The sequence below is a fragment of the Brenneria populi genome, from assembly GCF_036016195.1.
GTDB lineage: Bacteria > Pseudomonadota > Gammaproteobacteria > Enterobacterales > Enterobacteriaceae > Brenneria > Brenneria populi.
The window spans coordinates 35,492-56,167 of sequence record NZ_JAYWTM010000027.1; the positions used below are offsets into that span (position 1 = coordinate 35,492).

Sequence of the window (20,676 nt, forward strand, 5' to 3'; positions counted from 1 at the left end):
GTTAGCGACTCGATATGAACTGAATCGTTGTTTTGATTTCCTGATAGTATTTCTCGTCATAAAAACGGTTTATCGAAGCTTTGATCATATCGGCTGATGGCAATGCTTCCTGATTGACGATGCGTTGCAAAATAGACTTTAGCGCCGCCGTTTCACCGGGAGGATATAGCTTTCCATTGATATCATTTTTAATGATATCTCCCGGTCCCGAAGGACAATCGCTGCTGACGCAGTAAACGCCGTAAGACATCGCCTCAAGCAGCGTCATGGGCAGTCCTTCAAATGCGGAGGTCATGACGAAGGCGCTGACGCTCTTGATCTTATCCTGAACGTATTCCCACGGATTCGCCTGCCAGCCGTGCCAGCGCACCCGCTGGCTGATGCCTAACTTCCGCGCGTACTCCTGGCTGATCTTCATATCCGAACCGTCGCCGACGGCGTGAAATACCCAGTCGCCTTCGAGTCCGGATAGCGTGTCCAGCAAGTCCTTAAGCCGTTTCTGGCCTTCGAACTTTATTCTGCCGACGTATAGAAAAGCCGCCGGCTGCGCCGAACCCGGACGAGGGATGATTTTATCCGTCGGGGTTACCGGGTTGAATATCGTATGGATTCTGTCCGGCGGCACGCCGCGATCGACCAGCTGCTGATAAATGCCGGAGCTGATGGCCAGGTGGTAATCTGCGGCGAGCACCTGCTCTGAATGTTTTTTATGATTAAGGGAATAGTGGATCCATGAAATGAGGCGAATATCTTTTTTGCCGGCTTTGAGCGCTCGGGATGCAATCAGACAGGACGGCGAGTCAAACGCAATCACGACATCAGGATTATTTTTCTCAATATAACGGCGGAGCGCACAGATATGCCTGAGCCGTCTGATAAAGGAGATCTTGATGCCTGAATGGGAATAAACGGCGTTTTTACCCGCCAGCCAGTTTTTGTCCATTCTGTCATCACGGCAAAGAAAATAGAGCGTATAGCTGTTGCTGGTTTCGGGATCGTCAGTGAGAAAGCTCGTCACCTTTTGTATCACCGTTTCAATGCCGCCGAACCCGGATACCGCCTCGCCAACGAAAAGTATATTCATATCGATTCAATCTTGCCGTGAATTATAGTGATTTACGTTCAGTTCTGCGTTTTATTTTATCAGCTTTGATTTCCGCCTCGCTGAACAGTTTCTCTTCATTTTTTAATATCAGTTGTAACGGTTGGTTAAAGTAGATTTTTAGAAAATAGAGAATATCCGTTCGCGTTAATCCAATATCAAGCGATGAAAAATATAAACCGATAATATCTTTATCGCGCCAGCGCGTAGGAACCTTTTCCCGTATCTGAGAGCGGTGCAAATCAATCACCGATATCTTCATATCGTCGTCGCCCGGCGTATAGGGCAGGTGAAGCAGGAAATGACAGAGATAACAGTCGCGATGATTGACGCCGCCGGCGTGCATATTGCGCACCATCTCCGCCACGCGGCGGATAATTTGTCTTTTCTCGCGCCGCGCCGGTCTGTTCTGCGGCCAGGCCGCGCAGTAGTCTTCCAGGCTGATTGCCGGGTTAAGGTCTTCGGTAATGATAAAGGAGTGGCGGCGCAGCGGGTTCAACCCGCGCTGGCCAAAGCCGACGCCGCGCATGGTATCCACGCCCAATTCGGCCAGACGGTGGATCGCCCGCCATTCGCGATCGGCGCCCAATACCGGCAGCCTCAGCGCTATCAGATTTTTAAGCGCTTCTTTCAGCGTGGTGCCGCGGTGTATTTTGATAAAATATGCGCCGCCGTCGAGGGTAAAACGCAGGGTGCGGCGGCTTTCAAGCGCGCGAAATACGTCGCCGTCCAGCTTTTCGACCTCTTTAAAAGGGTCGCGGTTTTTCCACAGCGAAGCGAAAGGTTCTTTTAATTCAATCATTGTGTAATTCAATCATGGTTGCTCGCCGGTGATCAGCGCGGCCGCTTTTTCCGGCAGGCTGTATAAATCTTCCGTATCGGCGAAATGGCGGGCGCTGGCGGCCCACTGCGCGCGCACCTCCGGGTGAGCCAGCGCGTGGCGCAGCGCGTGATCCAGATCCGGCTGGCGGTAAGGCTCTTTTATCACCGCCCCGGCATGCGCCCGATCGATATAAAAGGCGTAGCCGCAGACTTCCGTTACGATTACCGGCAGTCCGGCGGTGAGCGCCTCAAGCAACACGATGCCCGCCGCTTCCTGGTGGGCCGGATGGAGCAGCAAATCGGCCGCCGCCATAAAGTCGGGAATGTCGCTGCGGCCGGAGAAGAAGCGGACCTGCGGGCCGATGCCCAGCTGCGCGGCGATTTTCTGGTAACGTTCGGGTTTATCCTGGCCGACGACCAGAAAAACGGCGCGTTTCTTGTCGGCGTCGGGCAGGCTGGCGATGGCGCGCAGGCTGCGTTCAACGCCTTTTCGCCTGAAGTCGGAGCCGACCTGCAGCAGTACGATGGCGTTCTCATCGATACCTTGCTCATGACGAAATCTTTGCCGAACTCCGGGCGCCTGGCGGTCATATTTTCTGTTGGCGGCGATGCCCGGCGGAAGAATAAAGAAACGCGCGTCCTGGGTGTCGTAATGTTTCTTGAAGTCCGCAATCTGGCGCTGCGTCAGCATCAGCATTTTGGTGCGGCCGCGCTGTTCGAATACCGCTTTTTCAAAGTCGGCATAGTGGCGGTAGCGAGGCGTCAAACGGTAGAGAAATCCTTTCTCCCGCTCAACCTTCTCCGCGTAGCAAACGTCGGCCGCATAGTAAAAGTCCAATCCCGGCATTTTATTAAAGCCGACGACGCGATCGACGGGATGCTGCTGAAGATGGCGTCGGACCCAGGCGGCATAGCGCTGGTTACGGCGGTGATTACTCATGCCGGAAACGGGAACGAGAACGATCTCCAGGTTATCCGGCCGTTCGCCTTGCCATGACAGCACGTAAACGCGGACATGGTGCCCTTGCTTCACGCAGGCCTGGGCGATACTGAAAAAGTCGCGTTGTAGCCCGCCAAAAGGGAAATATTTATACAGGCAGATAGCAATATTCATCGGCGGTCTCTTATTTCCCGGCGGTAAGGCGCGGACGGTCGTCATGGTCTGCCAGCAGCGTCGCCGCGGCCTGAATCACATCCTGCGCGGGGATGCAGGAGAGATATTTCCGGCCTCTGTCGAGGTGGCGTCTCTCCGGCATCGTCTGATAGTCGCCCGCCCAGATAACGATACTGTTATCAGACCAGGGCCGCCATTTCTTATGATCGGTGGGGCCGAACAGGCACACGGCGGGGGTGTTCAGCGCCGCCGCCATATGCATCGGAGCGGAATCGACGCCGATATAGAGCGCCGCTTTGTCGATTAACGCCGCCAGTTGCAAAAAGCTGGTTTTGCCTGCCAGGGCGATGTCCGGCTTATGCGCGCACCGCGCATGGATATCGCGCACCATCTCCAGATCGTCCGCCGAGGGGCCGCAGGTCAGCACGACCTCTAACCCTTTCTCTTTCAGATAATCAATCACCTGCGCGAACTTTTCGTTATCCCAGCATTTGAACAGCTGGCGGGCCGTCGGCTGAATCACCACGTAGGGCCGCGCCGAAAGATGGGGATGCGGGCCGAAAACTTGCTGCGCATCTTCCCGGCCGTAATACAGCGACATGCGATCTTTCCGCCCGGTATCGGGAAGGCCTAGCGGCGCAAGCATTGAGCGATTTTGTTCGATAATGTGCTCGCCCTGCGGCTGGACGCATGCGCTGAACAGCCGGCGCCAGAGTTTCCCCTTCAGACTGTCGCCGCGCGTGATGGAGATGCTGTAGCCGCCCAATGACCTGACTAACAGGGCGACGGGCCACTGGTCGGCCAGATTGACGATCAAATCGTAATGGTTCTGCTTAAGGCTGTTTCGTATACCGATAAAATCTTTTAGCTTTTCCGCCAGGGTCGACGTTTTTCTTTGCAAACCGTACAGACGGTGAATATCCGGGTTTTTCGCCAGAATAGGGCGCGTGTCTTCGTATAATAAGAGATCGATCCTCGCCTCGGGATAATGTGCTTTTAAGGTGCTGATAAGCGGCGTGGTAAGAAGCATATCGCCGTGAAACCGCAGTTTCACGATCAAAATCCGCCGGTAGGGGAGGGCTTTTTGACTCACTTGCTTTCCTTACTTTCCTCTAAATAAACGCAACGCTACCGCTCCTGGCTCAACAGCTACCAGTGGACTGAGGGCGAACCCGGTTATCGCAAGGCCGCCGCGAAGGAGGGGCGACACGCCGCTATGGTACTAAAACCCGCTATGTTCTCACAGCGCTAATTAAGATTATGCCGGCCCGCGCAAGGCGGCGCCTCTGCGGGCCGGGCGCGGCGCTATCCCGCCGTTAACGCTTCAGCCATTTACCGGTTAGCGTTGTGCCGAGACACAACGCCATGAGCCAGGCCATAAGCATATCGCGCGCGTACAAAATAACGTCGCTGAGTCCGTACATGATCAGGGCGAAAAGGAGCGCGGCCGACAGGTGGCTGCGCAGAATAAACCAGGAGAAGTAGAATAGCGCCGCGTATAAAGCGACCAACAGCACTACGCCGGGCAGCCCCTTCAGCGAGAATGCATCAATCAATTCGTTGTGCAGGTGCACATCTAAATACTCTACCGCCCCGTTTAAGCCGGGTTTTTGCTGCGCCAGCAGCGTGATTTGCACCGAACGCCGCTCGGCGGACTGTCCGAGCGGCGCGCTTTCCCCGGCTTCAATCCCCGATTGGTACATGGCGATACGCGCGCCGACCGACGTTTTGCTGTTATTCATGCTGTAGTTGCGCATATCGTTTAGCAGATCGTCGGTCCGCTGGTGAATGGTGTCTTGAAAGAGCAAGGAACACAGCAGGATGATAATGGCGGATCCCAGAAGCGCCTTGAGTAACTGACGCTTATCGTGGCGCACCTCCGATAGCAGGATCATGGCGCCGACGATCGGATAGACCACAATGGCCGCGCGCGTCTCCGTCAAAATGATCGCCACGGTGACGAGTAAAAAGTGGAGCAGGTAAAGGTAATATTTATAGCCGGAGTTGAACTTGAGCAGCGCCTGCGCGCTGAGCGCGCCGACGAAGGTCATAAAGTAGGCGGCGCTGGTCGCCTGGCCAAAAATCAGGTCGACCCGGTGTACGCCGCTGAGCGACTGGTAAAAGGCATAGCACAGGGTCAGCCAGCAGATAACCAGCGGCCATATCAGCAGATATCGCCGCTGCGGCTGCGGGAGGTGGCAGACCGCCAGAAAAATAAACGCGCCCAAAATGGCGGCATGGCCGGAGGACAAATAGGCGTAATAGACATGCGGGAAAAAAGTATCCGGCTGATAATAACTATAAAACCAGAATAAATTAGCGCAGCCGATAATCAGTAATAGCAGCGGTATCGTCAGCAGCTGTTTTTTCGCCAGAATGGCTTTTAAATGCGTTATTACATACAGGGCGGCAATCACGCCGGTTAAATAAAATAGATACCCTGCAATAATGGTGCTGAACGGCATTATGGATAACGTCAGCAGGCAACCGGGAAGTAATGTGTTAATAACCAGCGAGGCGCTGATGGCCGGGGTCTTCGCCCAGCTATATCTTAAATAATTTAGCATTCTATTTATTCAATGTTGAAAAACCGGCTGAAAGCCTGCCATATGAAATACGCAACCTGCGCTATTCATTTTATTGACGATGGTTGAATCATCGTCATCTCGATGAGACGCTCTGAGGAGGTATGGTTGGCGCACTAATTTTATGGGGCGTTTTTTTATGGCGGCGTCCTGCCCTCCACCCTTCGGACCGCCGTATGCGGCGTTTTTTTATGGCGGTTGTCTTAGACTGTTGACAAACCTATCACCTTTTTCACTCCCGCCTTTGCCCATTTCGTTAGCAACAAAGGCCAGCGGCGACGCCTATTTATCAGTGTGGGATAATTATATCATTTCCACCAGCTTCCGCTGGACGCTATCCGCTGAAATGTCCTCCATCCGGTGATTTTCAGACAGTTCCACCACCTGATTTTTCCCGTACCCGCCGATCAATCCCGGATCGGTCGGGCCATACAGCGTGATGTTGGGACGATCCAACGCGGCGGCTAAGTGGCTTAAGCCCGTATCGACGGAAACCACGGCTTTGGCGCCGGCCAAGACTTGCGCGACCTGCCGCAGGGTAAGACGGGGCAACACCTCGACGTGTGGAAATCCCTGCGCCAGACGCAGGGCGCGCTGATGTTCATGCTCCGCGCCCCAGGGTAGCTTAATCCGCAGACCGCTGGATTGCAGCAGGGCGATCAGTTCCCGCCAGCGCGCTTCCGGCCAGTGTTTTTCATCCCGCGTGGTGGCGTGAAGAAACACTAAATATTGATTGGCGTCGGCCGGCGGCTGCGCAAGAAAACGCGGCGCAATCGCGTAATCGCCGCTATCCGCCGGTTTCCCATACTGCAAACTGGCGGCGAAAAGCGCGCGCACGCGCTCGACCGCATGCAGCCGGCGGCTGATATGGTGACGGTAGTTATAGAAAAAGCTCGCCATCGGTTCGCGGGCGCTTTTACAATCCAGCCCGTGCTTTTTGCCGCGCGCGAGGCGCGTAACCAGCGCGGCGCTTTTAATCAGGCCCTGGGCATCGATCACCGCGTCATAGCGGTAGGCGCGCAGCTGCTGCTTAAAGAGCGCCCGCTCCCGGCGTGTTTGGGCGCTGAACCAGCTCTTTCTCCAGCGCCGCAGGGCCACGGGAATAACCCGGGATACCGCAGGATGCCAGCTGGGGATCTGCGCGAACCCCTCTTCCACCACCCAGTCGAACTTTACCCCGGGCAATATGCGCATGGCGTCGGTCAGCGCGGGCAGCGTATGCAGCACATCCCCCATGGAGGAGGTTTTGACGATCAGTACCCTCATGCGCGCGCTCCCGGCGCGGCCAGGTATTTTTCCAGCGCGATGAGAACCTGTTGCGGCTGAATGTCGATAAGGCTTTGATGGTATCCCTGTTCGGCATCGCCTTTACGCACCCGATGATAACCGCTAATCAGGCGGATAACCTCCGCCTGATGCGACAGAGGCGGCGTGAAGTCGGGGCTGCTGGGGCCGTAGAGCGCAACTAACGGACGGTTGAGCGCGGCGGCGACATGCATGAGCCCCGAGTCATTGCTCACTATCGCGCGACAGGCGGCGATCAGCACCACCGCCTGTTCCAGCGACGTTTGTCCGGCAAGGTTGACGCAGTGCTGCCGGGCGTTTTCCGGCAGCGCCGAACGAATATCGTCGCCGGCCGCCCGATCGTTGGCGGAGCCGAACAGGGCGACCTGATAACCCCGTTCAATCAGCATATCCGCCAGCGCGGCATAGTGATAATGCGGCCAGCGTTTGGCGGGGCCGAACTCCGCGCCGGGGCAAAAACCAATAACCGGGCGCGGACTTTTCAGCGTGAAGGCCGCCGTCATTTGCGCGATCTCCTCATCGCCGACCCGTAGCCGGGGCCACAATATCGGCTGAGGGAGGTCCTGCGCGCGGTGAATACGGCCGCGCTCGTAGGCCAGGGCGACATAGCGCTGCACCATCAGCGGAAAGGCGGCCTTATCCAGTATGCGGACATCGTTCAGCAGCCCGTAGCGCATCTCTCCGCGCCAGCCGATCCGCTGCGGAATGCCGGCGAAAAACGGCACCAGGGCCGATTTAAACGAATTCGGTAGAACATAGGCGCGGTCATAGCCGGCGGCCCGCAGACCAAGTCCGAGGCGGCGCCGTTCTCCCAGCGCCAATGCGCCGTGGCCCAACGGCATCGCCAGAGCCTGATTGACCTCGGGCATGCGCGCGAGAAGGGGGCGGCACCAGGCCGGCGCCATGACGTCGATAACCGCCTGCGGATGTTCCGCCTTTAACGTGCGATACAGGCTGTGCGACATCATCATGTCGCCAACCCAGGAGGGGCCGATAACCATGATTCTCATGATTTTGCTTCCATACCGTTTATCTGTTCCTTAATGACGCATGCCGTAGTATGAGTTTGCTGACAACGTCCGGTGTGCGGCATCGTGTTAAGCGGTACGGTTCAACCAGGCCATGTATTCGGCGACGCCTTCGGCGACGGTTTTAAACGGCTTGTCGTAACCCGCCGCGCGCAGTTTGCTCAGGTCTGCCTGGGTGTATGCCTGATAACGGCCTTTCAGCTTCTCTGGGAACGGAATATATTCCACGCTGCCTTTTTTGTGGAACGCCAGCGTGGCGTCGGCAACCGCCTGAAAAGACTCAGCCCGGCCGGTGCCGCAGTTGAAAATGCCGGACACGCCTTTTTGCCAGAACCACAGGTTGACGGCGGCGACGTCGGCGACGTAGATAAAGTCCCGCTTGAAGTTTTCGCTGCCGGCGAACAGCTTGGGATTTTCGCCCTGATTAATCTGTCTGTTCAGGTGGAAGGCGACGCTGGCCATGCTCCCCTTGTGTCCTTCGCGCGGACCATAGACATTGAAATAGCGGAAGCCGCAAATTTGCGATTCGGCCTGCGGCAGAATTTCGCGCACGTATTGGTCGAACAGAAACTTGGAATAGCCATAGACGTTCAGCGGTTGCTCATACCGGCGATCTTCAATGAAGTTATTGTCGCGTCCGCCATAGGTTGCGGCGGAAGAGGCGTAGAGGAACGGGATATTGCGATCGAGGCAGTAGTGCAGCACCTCTTTCGAGTATTGATAGTTGTTGTCCATCATATACTTGCCGTCCCACTCGGTGGTTGACGAGCAGGCGCCCTCATGGAAAACGGCGTCAATGTCGCCCAGATTATCGCCGGCGATGATATTGGCGATGAAATCCTCTTTATCCATGTAGTCGGTAATATCCAGGTCCGCCAGATTGACGAATTTCGTTCCGTCTTTCAGGTTATCAACGACCAGAATATCCCGATAGCCGATGTCATTGAGCGCTTTTACGATATTGCTGCCGATGAAACCGGCGCCGCCAGTAACGATAATCATGGGATCTACCCTTGTTAATCTTGCCGGTGAGGCACCACGCCTCACGCTGTCTATACGCGCTATAATAGCATTTCATTTTATCGCAAGCAGCCCGGCGTTGGTTTATCCGACATTTCTGCGGCAACCCGCCGTCGCCACTCGCATGAATTCCCGGTTATATCCGTCGCGCCCTCCGTCATTCCCGAGTAAGCGGGAGTGACGGGGTGTGGGAGTGACAAATAATAGATGTATGCGGAAATGCCGATTCTGCCCCATTAGGCTTTGCCAGTAATTCCAACGGATTGCCGTCTAATGTGGTTTTTCCGCGGGGGCGAACCAGGTTTGCCAGCGGCGTTCGACAAACTCCGCGGCCGCGCTGTCGCCGAACAGTTTGAATATCGCCTCAATCTTCACCGGTTCCGGCGGATGTTTCATCCTGCACTGTTTTATACCGGGGAACGGCCTGGCGTCGCCGGGCGGTGTCTGCGGTTTCGTCTCTTTCGGCGTTACCGGCGCTGGGAGGAATTCATCGTGCGGCGTCGGCTCATTCAGCAGTTGGCTGGGCCGGACTAAAACAATGTCGGACGGCAACTCGGGCAGCATCTGCCGCAAAACCTTAATGGTTGACGGGTGCGGGTGGCCGATGGCGATGGCGGAGCCGCTGCGTCGCGCTATCTGCACCGCGCGGTTAAACTGCCGGCGGATATCGGCCTCGTTCTGCGAGTCATCCAGGAACACCTTGCGTTTAATGACCTTTACCCCGGTGCCCGCCGCCGCGCGGCTGGCCTGGCTGCTGCCGATGGTCATGCTGTCGAGGAAGTAGAGGCGATAGGCGCTAAGCGCCTGCATCACTTTTTGCATCCCGGGAAGGCTGGAGGTCATGGCGCTGCCCATATGATTATTCAGCCCGACGGCGTAAGGCACGTTGTTGACCGACTGGCGAATGATGCGCTGAATCTCCTCGCCGCTCATGTCCGGATGCAGGGTATCGCGCTCCAGCGGCTGTTTGCTGAGCGGCGCCATCGGCAGGTGGATTAATACTTCGCGGCCTTGATTATGCGCCCTGGTCGCCATTTCTCTGGCGTAGGGCGCATTAGGCAAAACCGCCACCGAAACGGCCGTGGGCATGGCTAAAACCTGATTCTCGTTATGGGGGCGGTAGCCGAAATCGTCAATGACAATGGAAAGTTTGCCGGCCATGGCGATCGCGGATAGTGACAGCAGGCTGAAAAAAAACAGTATTTTTGATTTTAAATGGTACAAGCTATATTCCCAACCACGGTTGTGGGTTTACCGCCTGCCCCTGGCGGCGAATTTCAAAATAGAGCGCGGGCTGGCTTTGTCCGCCGCTGGTGCCTACCAGCGCGATAGGTTCGCCCGCTCTGACCTGGGCCCCGACGGAAACCAGCGCGCTTTGGTTATAACCGTATAGACTCATATCGCCTTTACCGTGCTGCACCACCACTACCAGGCCGTAGCCTTGCAGCCAGTCGGCCATCAGCACGGTGCCGTCGGCGATCGCTTTCACCTCGGTTCCTTCCGGCGCGGCGATAACCATTCCTTTCCAGCGCAGCTCGCCCTGCAGCGATTCGCCGAAGCGATGTTCGATGCGACCGCGCACCGGCCAGAAGGCCTGCGCGGCAGGGCGGCCCAAACCGCCGGTGCGCGCCATCAGCGACTGCTCGCTTGGCGTCGGCTTATAGCTGCCGCCGCTGCGTTTGGCCTGCTGCTCTTTGGCCCGCACTCTGGCCGCTTCCCGCGCTTCACGTTCCGCCCTCGCCTTGGCTTCCCGTTCCGCCCGCGCGATTTGATCGCGCAGGCGGGTCTCATTCTGGCGCAGTTCGGTGAGCAAACGTTGGTCTTTTTCCAGCGAACTTTCCAGCGTAGTCAGCGTTTTCTTACGCTCGGACTGCGTCTGCTCCAGCGTTTGCTGCTGCCGCTGTTGGTCGCTCAACAGGGTTTTTTGCTGATTTTGCTTCTGTTCCAGCAGCTGTTTCTGGCTGGCCAGCTCGGTTCGCGTTTGCCGTAACTCATTGATTGATTTTTGACGCGCCTCGTTCAGATAGCCGAAATAGGCGAGGATGCGCTCGCTGCGCTGGCTCTCTTCGCCGCTCAGGATCAACTGCAGCGCGCTGTGCTGCCCCTGGCGGAATGCGGCGTCAAGCTGGCGCGACAGCAGCGCTTGCTGCTTTTTTTGCTGTGACTGCAGCCTGGCGATGGATGCCGCGAGTTCGCTCAGCTCTTTATTTAAGGCGGATAACGTATTCCGCGTCTCGCGCAGCTGGCGGCTCGACTGGGCGATCGACTGTTCCTGCTTTTTCAACTGCTGGAGCAGCGCGCCGCGCTGCTGCTGCTGCTGCTGAACGCGCTTTTCTTTCGCCGCGATATCCTGTTGCAGGTTTTTGAGCTGCTGCTGATTGTCCGCGGCCGAGCTGACATCGGGCCACAGCAAAACGCCGACGCAAAACGCGCAGGCGCACCGGGCGAACCGCTGGCGTAACGCCGGAAATCGCAACGCGGCGCGGCGCGGGGTTCTCAACTGAACAGATAACGCTTTTTCACTCATAGCAAAGGATTATTCCACGATGAACAGCGGCTTACCAGTCGTCCGATTCTGGATTTCTATTTCCATCCGTGACAAGGCCGGCATGGAATCCGCAGCGGGGGATAGATAAATGGGCGCCTGGGCGCATAAGATGGCTGAATTCCACAATTTTAGCGTGATTTTTATGTATCGCCCCGCAGATTCCATACGCTATATGGCTGTAATTGCCGCATCGCGCAGGTATACTCGTCATACTTCAAGTTGCATGTGCGTTGGCTTTGTTACTCGCCCCATCCTTGGGGCTCGCCCCGTTGGCGTTGGGGCCGCCTTCCTGCAACTCGAATTATTTAGAGTAATATACTCAGGAACCTTATATTTTATCGCTTAACTGATTCGGGAGTCGTTATACCCCATGCAAGAGATTATGCCATTCATTAGCAAGCATCCTATATTGAGCGTGGCCTGGGTTGCCCTGTTTGTTGTCGTGATCGTGCTTACGGTGAAGAGTAAACTGTCCAAAGTGAAGGAAGTGGTGCGCGGCGAAGCGATCAGGCTGATAAACAAAGAAGATGCCGTGATTGTCGATATCCGCAATCGTGACGACTATCGTCGCGGCCATATCGCCAACGCGTTTAACCTGCTGCCCAATGAGATTAAAAACGGCGGCGTAGGCGAGTTGGAAAAGCATAAAACCCAGCCGGTGATCGTGGTCTGCGCCAACGGTATCTCTTCGCGTGATGCGGCAAACGATCTGCTGAAGGCGGGATTTGAGCGTGTTCTGGTGCTGAAGGACGGCCTTACGGGCTGGAGCGGTGAAAACCTGCCCCTGGTGCGCGGTAAATAAGCGGCGCGCGGCGAATAATCCATGCGCGGTAAATGATTTTGGCCGGATAGCCCGGCTGCAGCGACAAGATTACGTAATCTACTGATAGCTATCTTCGTCGACGGCGGAACGCGTCGATGAAATCCAACAAAAGGTATTATTTAACATGTCTGAACAAAACAACGTTGAAATGTCTTTCCAAATCCAACGCATCTATACCAAAGATATCTCTTTTGAAGCGCCGAACGCGCCTCAGGTGTTTCAGAAAGAGTGGCAGCCTGAGGTAAAGCTGGATCTGGATACGGCATCCAGCCAGTTGGCGGAAGATATTTATGAAGTCGTACTGCGTGTGACGGTAACGGCTTCTTTGGGCGAGGAAACGGCATTTCTGTGCGAAGTTCAGCAGGGCGGGATTTTCACCGTCGGCGGCATCGAAGGCACTCAGCTGGCGCACTGCCTGGGCGCATATTGCCCGAACATTCTGTTCCCTTATGCGCGTGAGTGCATCACCAACCTGGTTTCCCGCGGCACTTTCCCGCAGCTGAACCTGGCGCCGGTTAACTTCGACGCGCTGTTTATGAACTACCTGCAGCAGCAGGCGGAAGGCGAAGGCGCCGCGCCGAGCCAGGATGCCTGATGAACGCGCCCGACGCTTCCATGACCGTAATCGGCGCCGGCTCATACGGCACCGCCTTGGCGATTACGCTGGCGCGTAACGGCCACCAGGTGGTGCTCTGGGGGCACGATCCCGACCATATTCATGCTTTGCAGGCCGCCCGCTGTAATCAGACCTTCCTGCCCGACGTTCCCTTTCCCGATTCGCTGCGTCTGGAGGCGGATTTGTCGCGGGCGCTGGCGGCCAGCCGCGATGTGCTGGTCGTAGTGCCCAGCCATGTTTTTGGCGACGTACTGCGTCAGATTAAGCCCCATCTGCGCGCGGACGCGCGCCTGGTGTGGGCGACGAAGGGGCTGGAGGCGGAAACCGGGCGCCTGTTGCAGGACGTCGCGCGCGAAGCGTTGGGCGAACAGATTCCTCTTGCGGTGGTGTCCGGCCCAACCTTTGCCAAAGAGCTGGCCGCCGGCCTGCCGACGGCGATCGCCCTGGCGGCGACCGATCGCGAGTTCGCCGACGATCTGCAGCGTCTGCTGCACTGCGGCAAAAGCTTCCGGGTATACAGCAATCCGGATTTCATCGGGGTACAGCTGGGGGGGGCGGTTAAAAACGTCATCGCGATTGGCGCCGGCATGTCCGACGGCATCGGCTTCGGCGCTAATGCCCGCACCGCGCTGATCACCCGGGGGCTGGCCGAGATGACCCGGCTGGGCGTGGCGCTGGGGGCCGATCCCACCACCTTTATGGGCATGGCCGGATTGGGCGATCTGGTGCTGACCTGTACCGATAACCAATCCCGTAACCGACGTTTCGGCATGATGCTGGGGCAGGGGATGGATGTTCAGGGCGCGCAGGATAAAATTGGTCAGGTTGTCGAAGGGTATCGCAATACCAAAGAAGTGCTGGCGTTGGCGCAGCGCCACGGCGTCGAGATGCCGATTACGGAGCAGCTTTGGCAAGTTCTGTATTGCGGAAAAGAGGCCCGTGAAGCGGCGCTAAGCCTGTTGGGGCGCACGCGCAAAGACGAAAGCGCCAGGTTATAACATACCCTATTTCACTGCGATCCCGTTTATGTCGGGCCTGATGGCCCGGCGTACTTTGCCGCCTATGCGCGGCATGGGCTGTGAGTTGGATTTAGATTGGCGGTATTTCGGAGAGTAAAGCAATGTCGACAGAAGAGCTGGAACTGGTGTGGAAAAATATTAAGGCGGAAGCGCGCAGTCTGGCGGATTGCGAACCGATGCTGGCCAGTTTTTTTCATGCGACGTTGCTGAAACACGAGAACCTGGGCAGCGCATTAAGCTATATGCTGGCGAATAAGCTGGCAAGCCCCATCATGCCGGCCATCGCCATACGCGAGGTCGCCGAAGAGGCCTACCGCGCCGACCCGCGGATGATCGTTTCCGCGGCGCGTGATATTCAGGCGGTCTGCCTGCGCGATCCCGCGGTGGATAAATACTCGACGCCGCTGCTCTATCTGAAAGGCTTCCACGCGTTACAGGCGTACCGCATCGGTCACTGGCTCTGGTCGGAGGATCGCAAAGCGCTGGCGATCTATTTCCAAAATCAGATCTCGGTATCCTTTGGCGTCGATATCCACCCGGCGGCGACCATTGGCTGCGGCATTATGCTCGATCACGCCACGGGCATTGTGATCGGGGAAACCGCGGTGGTTGAGAACGACGTCTCTATTCTGCAATCCGTGACCCTCGGCGGTACGGGGAAAACCAGCGGCGATCGCCACCCCAAAATCCGCGAAGGGGTGATGATCGGCGCGGGGGCTAAGATACTGGGGAATATCGAGGTCGGCCGCGGCGCGAAGATCGGCGCGGGTTCGGTGGTCTTGCAGCCGGTTCCGCCTCATACTACCGCCGCGGGCGTTCCCGCGCGCATCGTGGGCCGTCCCGATACGGATAAGCCGTCGATGGATATGGATCAGTATTTCAACGGCGTTAATCGGGGTTTTGAATACGGCGACGGTATTTAAGAGCCTATCCCAGTAGGCGTAATTGGCGCAGCCAGTTTGGACACGGACAGCGCGCAGACAACATGCCGTGCATGTTGAACGGACCAAGGTCCGGCCCGAAGAGCGAGCGTAGCGAGTAAACCGGAACGTACATGGAGTACGTGAGGATTTCGAGCACTGCCCAGGGCCAAAATGGCAAGTGAAATAGCCCTAATGGCATAGGCTCTAAGCGGGATTCGAATATTCGGCGGCGCGCAGCGTTTTATACCCAGGATATTTCCGCGCCGCCGGCGCGATAAAAAATATATCCATCGCTTTTTCGCCGGTGAATATCAGGCGCTTTTGTCGTCCGGCTGGGAAATATCCGAAACTGCCTCCCCCGTGATAATTTATTTAACCGCTATCCCCGCTTATTCCTCCATAATGACCGGCTTTTTATCACCCGGATGCCAAGGGAAGTCGTGCAAAGAGAGGCAACTTGAACTATACCCTTCATATTTCGAGTCGCCTCTCCTTTGTTGCGCTTCCCTTAATTCTGAATAGATATGTGGGTAAATGGGTAGTGATGTTATGGTTGCAGAGAGTCCAATAATGTATTTAAAACGTATTTTAGTGGTTATGAGTTTTATCCTGTCGTCCGCGATGTCGGTCTGCGCTTATGCCGCCGGCGCTTCCGCTACGGCGAACGGGGCTGAACATGATGAAAGCTGGTGGCAACGAAGTAAAAACAATCTGTCTGAAACCTGGTCGTCATCGCCGAACCACGACATCTACATTCCCGCGATCACCTGGCATAACCGCTGGACGTACGATAAAGACAAGATCGACTCGTACAATGAACGTCCCTGGGGGGCGGGCTACGGCGTATCAAGGCTGGATCGGGACGGCGACTGGCACTCGCTATACCTGATGGCGTTCAAAGATTCCCACAACGACTGGGAACCGATAGGCGGCTATGGTTTCGAGAAACGCTGGCGTCCGGCCGACGATAGGGATTTCCAACTGGGGCTGGGCTTTACCGCCGGCGTCACCATGCGCAACAACTGGAACTATATTCCTATTCCGGTATTGCTGCCGCTGGCATCCATTAGCTACCAGAAGCTCTCTTTCCAGGCGACCTATATTCCCGGCACGCATAATAACGGGAATGTCTTTTTCGCCTGGTTTAGATGGCAAATTTAATAACGGTATCGGCGCATCCCGATATGCAGCCCCTTGCCGCCGTGGCGCAAGGGGCGTTACTTCGGTAACCGGCCCGCAGGTTGCGCGCCGCGGCATATCGATTGGACGTTATTTGTCCTCATGTCAACCATATTGGTTGAAATTTATCCGCTATCCTTCGCTACAATAGCGACTCTTTTTTTGAGCGGTGGATATTGCTGTGCCATTACTTATTATCACCACAATCCTGTGGGCTTTTTCATTCAGTTTGATTGGCGAATATCTGGCAGGCCATGTCGATAGCTGGTTTTCCGTATTGGTGCGCGTCGGGCTGGCCGCGCTGGTTTTTTTGCCGTTTTTACGCTGGAGAGGCTATGCGCCGCGCGTGATCCTACTCTATCTGTTGGTGGGCGCTTGCCAATTAGGTATCATGTATCTATTTGTTTTCCAAGCCTATCTTTATCTTTCCGTTCCCGAATTTCTGCTGTTCACGGTGATGACGCCGCTGTATATCACGCTGATTTACGATCTGCTGCGCGGCGAACGCCTGCGCTGGGGCTATATGCTCAGCGCGCTGCTGGCGGTGCTGGGGGCGGCGGTGATCCGCTACGACGGGGTCAGCACGCACTTTTTATGGGGGCTGCTGCTGGTGCAGGCGGCGAATATCTTCTTTGCGATCGGGCAGGTCGGCTATAAACGGCTGATGGAGCTCTATCCGATGCCGCAGCACTGCGCTTTTTCATGGTTTTATCTGGGCGCGCTGGCGGTTGCGGCGGCGGCCTGGCTGCTATTCGGCAATGCCGGCCAGCTGCCCACGACCTCGTTGCAGTGGGGCGTTTTGGTCTGGCTGGGCGTCGTCGCTTCGGGGCTGGGCTACTTTATGTGGAACTACGGCGCGACCCAGGTTGACGCCGGCACGCTGGGCATCATGAATAATTTCCATGTTCCCGCCGGGCTGCTGGTCAACTTGGCCATTTGGCAGGAAAAGGTGCACTGGCCGAGCTTTATTATCGGCGCGCTAATCATCATGTCCTCGCTATGGGTGCATCGGCATTGGGTCGTGAAGCGTCCCGCACGAACGGCAGATGTTCGCAGGCGTGCCGACGCGCCGAACGAATAAACGCGTCTATCACCGGCTGACGCTGCTCGCCATCCCGCACGGCGGCGTACAGCCGGCTCCACAACCCTTTTCCCAGCGTCTTGGTCACGATAAGCCCCTGACGTTCGAAGCTTTCCACCACCCAGTGCGGCAGGGCGGCGATCCCCATGCGCGCGCTGACCATCTGGATCAGCAGCAGCGTATTATCGACATTTTTCAACGCCGGACTCACCCCGGCGGGCTGTAGGAAGTGGCGCCAGATATCCAGCCGCTGGCGCTGCACCGGGTAAATCATCAGGGTTTCCGCGCGTAAATCCTCCGGTTCGACGGCGGCCTTTTCCACCAGCGGATGCTCCGGCGCCAGCACCAGCCGGACTTCAAAATCAAACAGCGGCGAATAGTGCAGCCCGCTGCGCGGCAGAATATCGGACGTCATCACCAGATCCAGCTCGCCCTGCTGCAGGGCGGGCTGCGGGTCAAAGGTGACGCCGGATTTAAAGTCCATCGACACCTGCGGCCAGTTTTTATGAAACTCGTCCAGCGCCGGCGTCAGCCACTGGATGCAGCTGTGGCACTCGATCGCCAAGCGCAGCATGGCCTGGTGCGGTTCATTGCATGCCTGCAACGCCTGCTGAATTTGCGGCAACACCTGTTCCGCCAGCCGCAGCAGGATCTCCCCCTGCGGCGTAAAGCGCAGCGGCTGGCTTTTGCGCACGAATAACCTGAACCCGAGGCGCTGCTCCAAATCGCTGAACTGGTGCGACAGCGCGGATTGGGTTTGGTGAAGCGCGGCGGCGGCGGCGGCCAGCGAGCCGGTGTTACGCAGCGCCTGTAGCGTTCGCAGGTGTTTAAATTCGATCATGAGAGTCCTTCACAGTGACAGTGAATAAATTGCGCTTGTGCCCGATACACTACCTGCGGATTATAGATGTGTAAACATCTGGATGGCTAAATAAGGGTTAACGATGACGATTTTAAATCACACGCTGGGTTTCCCTCGCGTTGGACTGCGGCGCGAACTGAAAAAAGCGCAGGAAAGCTACTGGGCGGGCAATGCGACGCAGGAAGAGCTGCTGAGCGTGGGACGCGAACTGCGCGCCCGTCACTGGCAGCAGCAGAAGGACGCCGGCGTCGACCTGCTGCCCGTGGGGGATTTCGCCTGGTACGATCACGTGTTGACCACCAGCCTGCTGCTGGGGAACGTCCCGGCTCGCCATCGGAACGCGGACGGCTCGGTCGATCTGGACACGCTGTTTCGTATCGGCCGCGGTCGGGCGCCGACCGGCGAACCCGCCGCCGCCGCCGAGATGACCAAATGGTTCAACACCAACTACCACTATATGGTGCCGGAGTTTACCCAGGGCCAGCAGTTCAAACTAACCTGGACGCAGCTGCTGGATGAGGTGGATGAGGCGCTAGCGCTGGGGCATAAAGTGAAACCGGTGCTGCTGGGGCCGGTAACCTACCTGTGGCTGGGCAAGGTAAAAGGCGAACCGTTCGAGCGCCTGTCGCTGCTGGCGGATATTTTACCGGTCTATCAGCAGGTATTGGCTGAATTGGCGCAGCGCGGCATCGAATGGGTGCAGATCGACGAGCCGGCGCTGGCGCTGGAGCTGCCGTCGGCGTGGCTGGCCGCGTTCAAGCCGGCGTACGACGCGCTGCAAGGGCGGGTGAAAGTCTTGCTGACCACCTATTTCGACAGCATCGGCCAGAATCTGGACACCATCAAAGCGCTGCCGGTACAGGGGCTGCATGTTGATCTGGTGCATGGTAAAGACGACGCTGCCGCGCTGGCTGAGCAATTGCCTGCCGACTGGCTGCTGTCGCTGGGCGTGATTAACGGGCGTAACGTATGGCGCGCCGATCTGAGCCAGTGGCTTGAACGCCTGCAACCGCTGGTGGGAAAACGCGATCTGTGGCTGGGAAGCTCCTGCTCTTTGCTGCATAGCCCAATCGATTTAAGCGTGGAAACACGTCTGGACGACGAAGTAAAAAGCTGGTTTGCTTTCGCGATTCAGAAATGTGCCGAGCTTTCTTTATTATCTCAGGCGCTGAACGGCGGCGATGGCCGGGCGCTGGAAGACTATAGCGCGCCGATTCGCGCGCGCCGCACTTCGACCCGCGTCAACAACCCGGCGGTGGCCCGGCGTTTGGCCGCCATCACCGCGCAGGATAGCCAGCGCCGGAGCGCTTACCCGCTGCGCGCCGCGTCCCAGCGCGAGCGCTTCAATCTGCCGGCCTGGCCGACCACTACCATCGGTTCTTTCCCGCAAACCACGGAGATTCGCGGTCTGCGTCTGGACTTCAAACAGGGGCGGCTGGACGGCAACCACTACCGTACCGGCATCGCCGAGCACATCAAGCAGGCCGTGACGGAACAGGAGCGTCTGGGGCTCGACGTGCTGGTGCACGGCGAAGCCGAGCGCAACGACATGGTGGAGTACTTCGGCGAGCATCTGGACGGTTTTATCTTTACCCAGAACGGTTGGGTGCAGAGCTACGGCTCCCGCTGCGTGAAGCCGCCGGTGATCATCGGCGACGTCAGCCGCCCGGAAGCGATTACCGTGGAGTGGGCGAAGTACGCGCAGTCGCTGACCGATAAGCCGATGAAAGGCATGCTGACCGGTCCGGTCACCATTCTGTGCTGGTCTTTCCCGCGCGAAGACGTCACCCGGGAAACCATCGCCAAACAGATAGCGCTGGCGCTGCGCGACGAGGTCGCCGATTTGGAAAAAGCCGGCATCGGTATTATTCAGATCGATGAGCCCGCCTTGCGCGAAGGTTTGCCGCTGCATCGCTCCGATTGGGAAGCCTATCTGGCCTGGGCGGTGGAAGCCTTCCGCCTGAACGCGGCCGTTGCCCGCGACGATACGCAGATTCACACCCATATGTGTTACTGCGAATTTAACGACATAATGGACTCCATCGCCGCGCTGGATGCGGATGTGATTACCATTGAGACGTCCCGTTCCGATATGGAGCTGCTGGAATCGTTCGAGGAGTTTGAATATCCCAACGAGATCGGCCCCGGCGTGTATGACATTCACTCGCCGAACGTACCGAGCGTAGAGTGGATGGAGGCGTTATTGCGCAAGGCGGCGCAGCGTATTCCGGCGGAGCGTCTGTGGGTCAATCCGGATTGCGGCCTGAAAACCCGCGGCTGGCCGGAAACCCGCCAGGCGCTGGCGAATATGGTTGAAGCCGCCCGGCGTCTGCGCGCGGCGCGGTAAACGTTAAATAAACACCGGGAGGCGAAAGCCAGTGCCGCGTCGGACAAAAACGTCTGGAACGTTTTTGCACAGCGCTTGCGCTGGCCCGTTAGGGCGAGTCTCAGGGATGAGACGAGTATTCCGCCACTGGGGGCTGACGCTGAGCCCCCCGTATCGGGCGCGTGCGGCGATAACCGCATGATTCGACAATGGTGAGTGCGCACGAAACCTTCGCTGTACTGACAGAAATTCTTCCCCAAATTTGTGGCGATTCCTCGGCTCTCAGAGTGTGGAAAAACCTCGTTTCCCTCCGTCATCCCCAT

General features: G+C 57.3%; 18 protein-coding genes. 7 read left to right on the top strand and 11 right to left on the bottom strand.

Annotated elements, in window-relative coordinates:
• Nucleotide 1: 1 nt before the first annotated feature.
• From waaB to envC, 10 genes are all read right to left on the bottom strand, one after another.
• Nucleotides 2–1,084: a lipopolysaccharide 1,6-galactosyltransferase gene (waaB, locus tag VSX58_RS19450; protein WP_327619540.1), complete on the bottom strand. Its 1,083-nt coding sequence runs from the start codon at nucleotides 1,082–1,084 to the stop codon at nucleotides 2–4.
• Between the two features lie 22 nt (nucleotides 1,085–1,106).
• Nucleotides 1,107–1,904, bottom strand: coding sequence for a lipopolysaccharide core heptose(I) kinase RfaP (rfaP, locus tag VSX58_RS19455; RefSeq protein ID WP_327619541.1), 798 nt, complete (start codon nucleotides 1,902–1,904; stop codon nucleotides 1,107–1,109).
• 12 nt (nucleotides 1,905–1,916) lie between these two features.
• Nucleotides 1,917–3,038 carry a glycosyltransferase family 4 protein gene (locus tag VSX58_RS19460; protein WP_327619542.1) on the bottom strand — a complete coding sequence of 374 codons (1,122 nt, stop codon included), beginning with the start codon at nucleotides 3,036–3,038 and terminating at the stop codon, nucleotides 1,917–1,919.
• A gap of 10 nt (nucleotides 3,039–3,048) precedes the next feature.
• Nucleotides 3,049–4,131 carry a lipopolysaccharide core heptosyltransferase RfaQ gene (gene rfaQ / locus VSX58_RS19465; protein ID WP_327619543.1) on the bottom strand — a complete coding sequence of 361 codons (1,083 nt, stop codon included), beginning with the start codon at nucleotides 4,129–4,131 and terminating at the stop codon, nucleotides 3,049–3,051.
• Nucleotides 4,132–4,354: 223 nt separating this feature from the next.
• Nucleotides 4,355–5,605, bottom strand: coding sequence for an O-antigen ligase family protein (locus VSX58_RS19470; RefSeq protein WP_327619544.1), 1,251 nt, complete (start codon nucleotides 5,603–5,605; stop codon nucleotides 4,355–4,357).
• A 321-nt stretch (nucleotides 5,606–5,926) separates the two neighbouring features.
• The gene (gene rfaC, locus VSX58_RS19475) at nucleotides 5,927–6,889 is read right to left on the bottom strand and encodes a lipopolysaccharide heptosyltransferase RfaC (protein WP_327619545.1); all 963 of its coding nucleotides are present in this window, start codon (nucleotides 6,887–6,889) and stop codon (nucleotides 5,927–5,929) included.
• Entirely contained in the window at nucleotides 6,886–7,938 is a 1,053-nt protein-coding gene (gene rfaF / locus VSX58_RS19480) for an ADP-heptose--LPS heptosyltransferase RfaF (RefSeq protein ID WP_327619546.1), read from the bottom strand. The genes rfaC and rfaF overlap by 4 nt, the downstream gene beginning before the upstream one ends.
• An 87-nt stretch (nucleotides 7,939–8,025) precedes the next feature.
• Complete coding sequence (gene rfaD / locus VSX58_RS19485; protein ID WP_327619547.1) at nucleotides 8,026–8,958, bottom strand: ADP-glyceromanno-heptose 6-epimerase; 933 nt, start codon at nucleotides 8,956–8,958, stop codon at nucleotides 8,026–8,028.
• A gap of 288 nt (nucleotides 8,959–9,246) precedes the next feature.
• On the bottom strand, nucleotides 9,247–10,200 hold the full coding sequence (locus VSX58_RS19490) for a divergent polysaccharide deacetylase family protein (RefSeq protein ID WP_327619548.1): 954 nt from the start codon (nucleotides 10,198–10,200) through the stop codon (nucleotides 9,247–9,249).
• A 1-nt stretch (nucleotide 10,201) separates the two neighbouring features.
• Nucleotides 10,202–11,503, bottom strand: coding sequence for a murein hydrolase activator EnvC (gene envC / locus VSX58_RS19495; RefSeq protein ID WP_327619549.1), 1,302 nt, complete (start codon nucleotides 11,501–11,503; stop codon nucleotides 10,202–10,204).
• A 391-nt stretch (nucleotides 11,504–11,894) separates the two neighbouring features.
• Between envC and VSX58_RS19500 the strand changes: the two genes are divergently transcribed.
• The 6 genes from VSX58_RS19500 to VSX58_RS19525 all read left to right on the top strand — a co-directional run bounded on the left by VSX58_RS19500 (nucleotide 11,895) and on the right by VSX58_RS19525 (nucleotide 17,165).
• The gene (locus VSX58_RS19500) at nucleotides 11,895–12,326 is read left to right on the top strand and encodes a rhodanese-like domain-containing protein (RefSeq protein WP_327619550.1); all 432 of its coding nucleotides are present in this window, start codon (nucleotides 11,895–11,897) and stop codon (nucleotides 12,324–12,326) included.
• Between the two features lie 145 nt (nucleotides 12,327–12,471).
• Nucleotides 12,472–12,942, top strand: coding sequence for a protein-export chaperone SecB (gene secB, locus VSX58_RS19505; protein ID WP_327615577.1), 471 nt, complete (start codon nucleotides 12,472–12,474; stop codon nucleotides 12,940–12,942).
• Complete coding sequence (gpsA, locus tag VSX58_RS19510; protein WP_327619551.1) at nucleotides 12,942–13,961, top strand: NAD(P)H-dependent glycerol-3-phosphate dehydrogenase; 1,020 nt, start codon at nucleotides 12,942–12,944, stop codon at nucleotides 13,959–13,961. The genes secB and gpsA overlap by 1 nt, the downstream gene beginning before the upstream one ends.
• A 122-nt stretch (nucleotides 13,962–14,083) precedes the next feature.
• On the top strand, nucleotides 14,084–14,905 hold the full coding sequence (gene cysE / locus VSX58_RS19515; RefSeq protein WP_327619552.1) for a serine O-acetyltransferase: 822 nt from the start codon (nucleotides 14,084–14,086) through the stop codon (nucleotides 14,903–14,905).
• 621 nt (nucleotides 14,906–15,526) lie between these two features.
• Nucleotides 15,527–16,066, top strand: a complete 540-nt coding sequence (gene pagP, locus VSX58_RS19520; protein ID WP_407654898.1) for a lipid IV(A) palmitoyltransferase PagP — start codon at nucleotides 15,527–15,529, stop codon at nucleotides 16,064–16,066.
• A gap of 199 nt (nucleotides 16,067–16,265) precedes the next feature.
• On the top strand, nucleotides 16,266–17,165 hold the full coding sequence (locus VSX58_RS19525; protein WP_327619554.1) for a carboxylate/amino acid/amine transporter: 900 nt from the start codon (nucleotides 16,266–16,268) through the stop codon (nucleotides 17,163–17,165).
• Here VSX58_RS19525 and metR read toward each other — a convergent pair.
• The gene (gene metR / locus VSX58_RS19530) at nucleotides 17,071–18,006 is read right to left on the bottom strand and encodes an HTH-type transcriptional regulator MetR (protein WP_327615572.1); all 936 of its coding nucleotides are present in this window, start codon (nucleotides 18,004–18,006) and stop codon (nucleotides 17,071–17,073) included. The genes VSX58_RS19525 and metR overlap by 95 nt on opposite strands.
• A 103-nt stretch (nucleotides 18,007–18,109) precedes the next feature.
• Here metR and metE point away from each other — a divergent pair, with 103 nt between their 5' ends.
• Entirely contained in the window at nucleotides 18,110–20,374 is a 2,265-nt protein-coding gene (gene metE / locus VSX58_RS19535) for a 5-methyltetrahydropteroyltriglutamate--homocysteine S-methyltransferase (protein ID WP_327619555.1), read from the top strand.
• Nucleotides 20,375–20,676 lie beyond the last annotated feature (302 nt).

Coding starts and splice junctions, on each gene's coding strand:
- metR (WP_327615572.1), bottom strand. CDS start 18,006: ATGATCGAATTTAAACACCTGCGAACGCTACAGGCGCTGCGTAACACC.
- rfaP (WP_327619541.1), bottom strand. CDS start 1,904: ATGATTGAATTAAAAGAACCTTTCGCTTCGCTGTGGAAAAACCGCGAC.
- VSX58_RS19500 (WP_327619550.1), top strand. CDS start 11,895: ATGCAAGAGATTATGCCATTCATTAGCAAGCATCCTATATTGAGCGTG.
- VSX58_RS19460 (WP_327619542.1), bottom strand. CDS start 3,038: ATGAATATTGCTATCTGCCTGTATAAATATTTCCCTTTTGGCGGGCTA.
- VSX58_RS19470 (WP_327619544.1), bottom strand. CDS start 5,605: ATGCTAAATTATTTAAGATATAGCTGGGCGAAGACCCCGGCCATCAGC.
- rfaC (WP_327619545.1), bottom strand. CDS start 6,889: ATGAGGGTACTGATCGTCAAAACCTCCTCCATGGGGGATGTGCTGCAT.
- waaB (WP_327619540.1), bottom strand. CDS start 1,084: ATGAATATACTTTTCGTTGGCGAGGCGGTATCCGGGTTCGGCGGCATT.
- secB (WP_327615577.1), top strand. CDS start 12,472: ATGTCTGAACAAAACAACGTTGAAATGTCTTTCCAAATCCAACGCATC.
- rfaF (WP_327619546.1), bottom strand. CDS start 7,938: ATGAGAATCATGGTTATCGGCCCCTCCTGGGTTGGCGACATGATGATG.
- rfaD (WP_327619547.1), bottom strand. CDS start 8,958: ATGATTATCGTTACTGGCGGCGCCGGTTTCATCGGCAGCAATATCGTA.
- gpsA (WP_327619551.1), top strand. CDS start 12,942: ATGAACGCGCCCGACGCTTCCATGACCGTAATCGGCGCCGGCTCATAC.
- metE (WP_327619555.1), top strand. CDS start 18,110: ATGACGATTTTAAATCACACGCTGGGTTTCCCTCGCGTTGGACTGCGG.
- pagP (WP_407654898.1), top strand. CDS start 15,527: ATGTCGGTCTGCGCTTATGCCGCCGGCGCTTCCGCTACGGCGAACGGG.
- envC (WP_327619549.1), bottom strand. CDS start 11,503: ATGAGTGAAAAAGCGTTATCTGTTCAGTTGAGAACCCCGCGCCGCGCC.
- cysE (WP_327619552.1), top strand. CDS start 14,084: ATGTCGACAGAAGAGCTGGAACTGGTGTGGAAAAATATTAAGGCGGAA.